The sequence below is a fragment of the Mycobacterium sp. NGS34 genome (assembly GCF_059812845.1).
On record NZ_JCALDM010000022.1, the window covers coordinates 46,276 to 53,366 of the forward strand.

6 protein-coding genes are annotated in these 7,091 nt (G+C 65.3%); 2 read left to right on the forward strand and 4 right to left on the reverse strand.

Annotated features, from left to right (window positions below; genetic code table 11):
• Nucleotides 1–209 precede the first annotated feature (209 nt).
• From AC5Y7V_RS29545 to AC5Y7V_RS29560, 4 genes are all read right to left on the reverse strand, one after another.
• Nucleotides 210–1,379: a PPE family protein gene (locus AC5Y7V_RS29545; RefSeq protein WP_499883552.1), complete on the reverse strand. Its 1,170-nt coding sequence runs from the start codon at nucleotides 1,377–1,379 to the stop codon at nucleotides 210–212.
• 17 nt (nucleotides 1,380–1,396) lie between these two features.
• Nucleotides 1,397–1,696: a PE family protein gene (locus AC5Y7V_RS29550; RefSeq protein ID WP_499883553.1), complete on the reverse strand. Its 300-nt coding sequence runs from the start codon at nucleotides 1,694–1,696 to the stop codon at nucleotides 1,397–1,399.
• Between the two features lie 572 nt (nucleotides 1,697–2,268).
• Nucleotides 2,269–2,712 (reverse strand): putative copper homeostasis (lipo)protein LpqS, encoded by a 444-nt coding sequence (gene lpqS / locus AC5Y7V_RS29555; RefSeq protein ID WP_499883554.1) that lies wholly within the window; start codon nucleotides 2,710–2,712, stop codon nucleotides 2,269–2,271.
• A gap of 214 nt (nucleotides 2,713–2,926) precedes the next feature.
• Nucleotides 2,927–3,070, reverse strand: coding sequence for a hypothetical protein (locus tag AC5Y7V_RS29560; RefSeq protein ID WP_499883555.1), 144 nt, complete (start codon nucleotides 3,068–3,070; stop codon nucleotides 2,927–2,929).
• 1,765 nt (nucleotides 3,071–4,835) lie between these two features.
• On the opposite strand from AC5Y7V_RS29560, the gene AC5Y7V_RS29565 reads away from it, so the two are divergent.
• Together AC5Y7V_RS29565 and AC5Y7V_RS29570 are read left to right on the forward strand one after the other, a co-directional pair.
• Nucleotides 4,836–5,675 (forward strand): PPE family protein, SVP subgroup, encoded by an 840-nt coding sequence (locus tag AC5Y7V_RS29565; protein ID WP_499883561.1) that lies wholly within the window; start codon nucleotides 4,836–4,838, stop codon nucleotides 5,673–5,675.
• Nucleotides 5,676–5,748: 73 nt separating this feature from the next.
• Nucleotides 5,749–6,894 (forward strand): PPE family protein, encoded by a 1,146-nt coding sequence (locus AC5Y7V_RS29570; protein ID WP_499883556.1) that lies wholly within the window; start codon nucleotides 5,749–5,751, stop codon nucleotides 6,892–6,894.
• The last annotated feature ends 197 nt before the right edge of the window (nucleotides 6,895–7,091 follow it).

Consider the following 7,091-nt stretch of genomic DNA (forward strand, 5'->3'; position numbering starts at 1 on the left):
CGCACGCGCCTCATACCCTCATAGGGTACGCGGGTGGACTTCGTCCGACTGGTGTCCTGATCGGACGTCATCAACCATCCCGCCACGTTGCACACCCGGCTGTTTGCCAGCCGAAGATCAGGCCTGCAACTTCTTGAGGTCCTGTGTCTTGCACTCGTCGATGTGATATGGCCGGGCGAGCTGAAATGCATTGGTAGTGCACCCTTTCGCTACCCGATTTCCGACCACCGCGGCACCATGGGGGGGCGGATCAAGAACCGGGTATCGGCCAGGGCACCGGTGACGCCGCGCCCGGCCGTACCCGCCAAGGGCAATCCGCCCAGCATGCTCGCCGGCGCGCCTACCTCGGCTGAAGGGGCGGCATTCAGGCTGGTGCCGGACAGCGCGGCGGCGCCAGGGCTGATCGCTGCTGCTCCCGTGGTCCAGTTAGGCGGCACCGACAAGGCCCCGACCAAGTTCGCCCGGCCCATACCCGCAGTCGCGGCCGCACTAGTGCCAAGGCCGGGCGCGCCGGCTGACGCGAGCACGTTCGTCGGCGAACCCAGTCCGCCCAGCACCGGCGCCAGCGCAGTTCCGGCCTCGCTGGCGAGGCTGGCCTTGGGGACCAGACTCTGCAGCTGGTTTGCATTCGACAGGAGAGCACTTGCAATCCAACCGGTCGAACTAGTCATCGACATGACCGTACTCATCGAGCTTAGCGACGCCGACGATCCCGACGATGCGGGCGAGGCAAGTCCCTGCAGCGTCTGCGGCACGGCCAATATCGCCTGTGACAGCATCGCCTGAGTGTCGGGGGTGGCGGAGGTTGCGGTCGCTTGGGTAACAGCGGTGGCCTGGGTGGCCAGCGCGGTCGGGTTGGTGGTTTGCTGTGGCGGGGTAAACGGCGTCAAGGTCGATGCGGCCGCCGAGGAACCGGCGTAGCCATACATGGCGGCCGCGTCCTGGGCCCACATTTCGCCGTATTGCGCCTCGGTGGCCGCGATCGCCGGCGTGTTTTGACCCAGAATGTTGGTCGCAATCAGCGCCATCAACTGCGCGCGGTTAGCAGCGATGAACAGCGGCGGCACCGTCGCCCCGAACGCGGCCTCGTAGGCGGCCGCCGCAGCGCGGGCCTGGGCGGCGGTCTGCTCAGCCTGGGCTGCGGTAGTCGTCAGCCACGCCACATGCTGCGCCGCGGCGGCGGCCATTGACGTCGACGCCGGACCCTGCCACGACCCGACGGTCAAACCCGAGATCTGCGATCCGTAAGAGTTTGCCGCCGAAGCCAATTCGGTGGCCAGCCCGTCCCAGGCGGCCGCGGCGACCAGCAACGGCCCCGATCCAGGACCGGTATACATCCGGGCGGAGTTGATCTCCGGGGGTAATGCTCCGAAATCCATTTCTTAGCTCCCTCGACTCACCTGGCCGACATCGCATTCGCGGCCTCGGTGGCCGCATACGAACCGGCACTGGCTCCCATGGCCACCACGAACTGCTGATGAACCTCTTCGGCCCGGCGGCTGACGGCCTGATACAGCTGTGCGTGCGCGGCGAATTGCGCCGCTGTTAACGCCGACACCTCATCGGCGGCGGCCGGAACCACGGTGGCGGTCGGCGCTGCCGCAGCCGCGTTCTCGGCGCTTAATGCCGAGCCGATGCCCTGCAGGTTGCCCGCCGCCGCCGTCAGGGCCTCCGGCTGCGTTGTCACAAACGACATTCGTTGTGTCCCTTCATGTCTCTCACGGTTCTCATTTCAAGCGGAGTCAGGCCTGGTATCAGCACAGAGCTGGCCGATGGGCGATGGCGAAATTTGGTTGGTGATTGGTATCTGGCTGGGCGTTTCGACGCTGCACAACTGCGCAACGAAAGTCACGACGGAATCTCCGCGGCCGGCAAATGCCTGACCCGAGGCACCGCGCACCGGCCGGCTGGCCACGGGCCGGACGGGGGGCCTTTCATGCTGCGCACGGGTCGAACCCGTCGAGTCTGGCCCGAAAAAAAGTGGTCGGCGGTGCTCAGTGACGTTGAGGCGTGCAGCGCTACCGCGGTGCCGGCCAGGGGCTTTCCGACGGCGATAGTCACCGAGGACGGTGCGGCGTCGACCGGGGCGCCGTGTCTCCTCGCGGGAGGCGGTCGCCCGAAGCTGGCGCAGCACCAAGGTGTCGGCGGACACGACGCGATTCATGGGATGTCGCTTCAGGATCGAGGCCGCAAGCCTAGGGCGCGGCAGCTAACGTGGGCCAGCGGTCACCAGCCGTCGCAATAGCACAACGGCCTGACGCTGACCGATCAGCGACGAGCTTGACAGTACCGGACCAACTGGTCTTGTCCGGTGAGGGCGGCGGTGAGTCCGCGTGGCGGGCCTCGGCCAGCTGGCACCACAAGCAGCGCCGCTGAAACCGCGAGGGCGACCAACGCCAGCCCAATGCTGAGCGCAACCAAAATACTGGCCGTCCGCACCAGCGGCGCGGTCGCCAACACCCGGACCGATTTGCAGATCGATGAGGCGTTGACAAGATACGCGTTGTCGATGTTGGCAACGAACTCACTGCCGTTGGCTGAAACCACCGGGTGCCATGGAGCAGGCGTGTGGAACTGCAAACGCGGCGGTCCGCAGGGGCCGACGATAGCGAGCAGCCCGACTGCGACCGCTACGGCGACGACAACATGGCGCCGCGACGGTTTGGACGCGGCGACGTGTCGGGCACCCACCGATACCCGCACATTCCACATACCCCCAGAGAGTACACTGGTGCGGGCGCTCTGCAAACGATGGCTGCGGGTTCATTGCGGTGACGGCTTTGCATCGAATCCGTTCGATAGCCGCCATATCGTGCGGCACCGACTCGATTGCGGCCGCCGGCGGCTGCGGTCCTACGCTGCATCGGCAACCGTGTTCTGCTACCAAATCTCATCCCCTGTCGATCGGTACGTCGAAAGCGCCGGATCAAGTATCCAGTCGGGGTGCCTCGATGCCGGGCATGGACATGGCTGCGACGAACACGCCGGCAAGCAGCGCGCCAGCAAGCAGCGTGCCGGCAAACAGTGGATCGCCTAGATGGTTCAGCGCAGTGAACTGGTTCGGTACCATCGGCTTCGCCCTCGCAGCGGTTTTCTGGACACGCAGGCCAGCACGACACAGCCCGCTTTAGGTCGCGGGTGACCTCGGTCAGGCGATGATGGCCGCCGGCATGACAGTCCTGTTCCTCGCCACGCTAGTTCGGATCTGAGCTAGTACCGACTTGAGGCGCGCAATAATTAGGACGACCTGTCGCATCACGTGACCGTCGACAGTTTGGACGGCCATACCCGGTGCGGGCGCACCGCGCAGTGTTTCGCGACCGAAATTGCGGCGGCGTGACCGGCGGGCTAGGGATAGGATGTGGCGCAATCCGCCGGTGCCGCTAAGGCAGTGGCCGACCCCGAATGGCTGTGGAGCCTAGGGCCTTGGAGTCCCAGTCGTGAACCGCCGACCACCGCGCGGTTCGCCCAGCCGGGTGAGCAGAGCAGTACTGCGACGACGATGAGCTGATGCCGATATCGCACGGCACCAACAATTTTCACAGAATCGAATGTCGGGGTCGCTGATTTCATCACGTGCAAGACCCGCACCGCGATAGCGACCGATCCACCGAACACGGCGGCCTCGTTTTCGGTTGCGGGGATGCGGCGGGGCGGGACCGCAGCAGCACGAAGAGGACGAACGCCGATCATCTGAATGACTTTGGTCTCTATGTCCGTCGTGACCGGTGCTCGAACCATAGAAGGCGCGAGATAGCCAACCGAAAAGAATCACCATGAGCCACGCCGACGGCGATAACCGCGACAGCCCGCGTGATAGGTCCAGTGACAGCCAGCCAGCTCTGAGCGACCCCAAGCTGGTTGACCTCGCTGATCGTCCGATGGCCGATGGCCCCCAGCCGGACTACCGCACACCGACAGCAACCGTCATCGCGACGATCCCGTTTGGCTGCCCAACGGGCGACGTGGCCATTAGGGATACGTTTCGTGCATTTGTGGCCCTGACCACCTCGATCGCGGTGATCAGTTGCGAGAACGACAGTCTCGGGACCATTCCGATCAATACACATCCGAAGAGCATGACGATCAGCCCCGACGGAAGCCGGATCTACGTCACCAACTTCGAAGGCTCGATTTCAGTTGTCGACGTCGCCGACCACCAGATACATGCTATTGGCGGTGCGTCTTACGCGCGGGAGGTCATCACCTCAGATCGGGCGTTCCTCTGCGCCGCATACAACGCGCGGAATGACGGTCGTTGCGCCAGATGGGTTTCGGTGAATGACACCCAGACCGCCACGCTCGCAACCATTCCCGGCGTCGATACTTACCCGATCGCCGACCTTGCAGCCAAACCCGGCGGCACTCGCGTGTACGCCGGGTTGTCTCAACACAGCTCCTACTACCAACACCGTCGCCTCCTGGGAGTGATCGACACCGCAACCGACGCCGTGATCGACGCCGTTAACCTGGGCGCCTCGCCGGACACCATCACGGTCAGCCCCGATGGGTCGGCGATGTATGCGACGCACTACGAGACCGAATTCGTGTCGGCGGCGAACCTTGTCACGCACCGCGGTAGGTCGAAAATACCCGAACCTAATTCCCAGGCTCGCTGCAAACCCGCTAACGACGCTGACAGTGTGATGGATTGCCATCGGCATCCCTCAGTCACTCAGTATGTCGCTGCATCCAATCCAAAGTCCTTATGCCGCTGGGTGTTTGACATGACACGTCACCCAAATAACCTGACACGTCAACCAGGCAGGGGGTCGCTGAAACAACAACGTCATCCACACTCTTTGAAACAACACGACTCTGAAGGAGCGAAGAAAATGTCTTTCGTAATCACACAGCCCGAAGCGTTGAGCGTCGCGGCGAACAAGCTGCAGGGTATCGGCTCTGCAATGGCCGCCCAGAACGCGGCCGCAGTCGCGCCAATCACGGGCGTGATTCCTGCAGCCGCCGATCCGGTATCAGCGCTGCAGGCGGGAATATTCTCCGCGTACGGCAGCCAATACCAGTCGCTCGCCGCCCAAGCCCAGGCGATTCACGAGCTGTTTGTGAGCACCCTGGGCACCAGCGCCGGTACCTACGGCGCCACCGAGGCCGCCAACGCCGCCGCAGCCGGCTCGGGGTTTTCGATCATCGGTCAGCTGACCCAGTTTGGACAGTTTGGGCTCATCCCCGGCGCGCTCAATAACAGCAGCCTGATCGGAATTCTGCAGATGAATATGTTCGGCGCCGGGGCATCGGACCTGCTCTCGTGGATCACGCTAGGAGGCGCCGGTCCCACCACTGGCGGCGCCGAGGCTCTGGGCGCCGGGAGTCTCGGTTCGGGCAGCCTGGGCGGACTTCTCTTGGCGGGTGCGGTGGGGCCGGCGGGCCCTGCCGGCCTGGGTGGGGCGCCGGTGTTGGCGGGTATGGGTCAGGCATCCTCGGTCGGCGGGATGTCGGTACCGGCCAGTTGGGCCAGCCAAGCCGCCCCGGCGGTCAGCCCTGCCCCTGCCTTCTTGGCGGGCGCGGGCTGGACCAGCGCCGCGCCACATGCTGCGCCGGTGACAACCATGCCGGCCGGCATGCCGTCGGTGGCCACGGCCGGGAAATCCGGCGGCTTGGGTGCGCCGCGCTATGGCGTCAAACCCACCGTGATGCCCAAGCCGGCGGTCGTTTAGGGCGCCAGACGGCCAACGCGGCCGGCTAAACCGAAGCGTAATCGTTCAATTAACAAGGGACAGGATTAGTGAAATGGTTTTCGATTTCGCAGCGTTACCCCCGGAGATCAATTCGACATGGATGTACACCGGGCCGGGGGCGGGGCCGCTGATGGCGGCCGCGGCGGCATGGAACAGCCTGGCCGCCGAATTGGTTACCACGGCCGCCTCCTACGAGTCGGTGATCTCAGAGCTGGCCGGCGGGCAGTGGCTGGGTGCGTCCTCGGCGGCGATGGCCGCCGCGGCCGAGCCCTATATCGGGTGGATGAACTCCACCGCCGCGGCCGCTGAGCACGCGGCCAGTCAGGCCATGGCATCTGCGGCCGCCTACGAGACAGCGTTTGCGATGACGGTGCCCCCGCTGGTGATCGCGGCCAACAGGGCTCTGCTGGCGGGCCTTGTCGCGACGAACTTCCTGGGCGTCAACACGCCGGCGATCATGGCGGCCGAGGCCCACTACGCCGAGATGTGGGCCCAAGACGCCGCCGCCATGTACAGCTACGAGGGCTCCTCGGCGAGCGCCGCGACGTTGAACCCGTTGACCTCGCCGGCACCGACCACCAACCCGGCCGGGCCGGCCGCCCAAGCCGCCGCAGTCATCCAAGCCGCCGTGCAACGGGTGGAAGGCTTTGCCCAATCGTCCGCGCCGGGCCTCTCGTCCAGCTCCAACGGTTTCCTGAACGACCTCATTGGCTCGGGATCGAACATCGGGATCTGGAACGACGGCTACGCCATCGCCGGCCTGTTAGGAGACATCGGGTCTTGGAACATGTTCGAGGCCGTCGCCGGCGGGGTCAGTCGTGCTGTGTCGCAAAGTGCTGCCGCCGCCGGGGTCGCCGCTCCGCAGGGCTGGGGAGCGGGCCTTGGAACGGTCCTGGCGGGCACGGCAGGGCCAGCAGCCGGAGGTTCCGGTGGGGCGCCGGTGTTGGCCGCTATGGGCTCGGCGTCCTCGGTCGGCAAGTTGACGGTGCCAGCCGCATGGTCTGCGGCCACCCCCGCGGAGACTGGTGCTGCGACGCTGGCGGGCTCGGGTTGGACCGCCCCCGCAGAACAGGGCACGGAGATGACAACGGTGGCGACCGGTATGCCGGCGGTTGCCTCGGCCGGTCGCGGAGGCTACGGCATCGGACCGCGTTACGGTGTCAAACTCAAGGTGATGCCCACACACACGCTCGTCTAACACAACGACGCTAACAGAGGCGATGACTCTCGTCGCGACCGCCAAGCGGTTTCACTTCGCGAACGGTTCACCCGTCGAGTGTTCGCTTGGTCTGTGACCTTTGGCCCATCGGCTCGGGGCAAAAGTCCTCTTGGCCCATAACGTGACCCGGGCGAGAGTGGGACCGGGATAAATAGGGCCTGGGGGTATCGGGCTCT